General features: G+C 44.2%; 1 protein-coding gene. It reads left to right on the top strand.

What is annotated here, in order from left to right; genetic code table 11:
* Window positions 1–227: hypothetical protein (locus tag FVP33_RS19850; RefSeq protein ID WP_222706811.1), on the top strand; the 227-nt coding region annotated here is incomplete at its 5' end.
* Window positions 228–274: the final 47 nt, after the last annotated feature.

The raw sequence follows: 274 nt of genomic DNA, 5'->3' as shown, positions 1-274 counted from the left end.
ATGGACTTTCTGAATTGCGTAAAGAGATCAGAGATGAAACCAGAATTAAAATCCTGGATTATCTCTTTGATCACACGCTGGAACAGGCCGAAGCTCACTTTAATATCTCCCATCGTCTTGCCAGACGAATAGCTGATAGCTATCCGGGAGGACTCAAAAACCTACGTTTTGAAAGGAAAAGAAATGCCGCTCTCGAAGCAACAAGTCGTCTTCCTCAAGATGGCTAAGTCTGGTACTGCCCCTCGTTCTAATAAAAACCGTACAGGGACTGCTT

It is taken from the genome of Lacisediminihabitans profunda (genome assembly GCF_008040105.1).
In the GTDB taxonomy this organism is placed as follows: Bacteria; Actinomycetota; Actinomycetes; order Actinomycetales; family Microbacteriaceae; genus Lacisediminihabitans; species Lacisediminihabitans profunda.
This window is presented reverse-complemented; position numbering and strand designations above follow the sequence as displayed.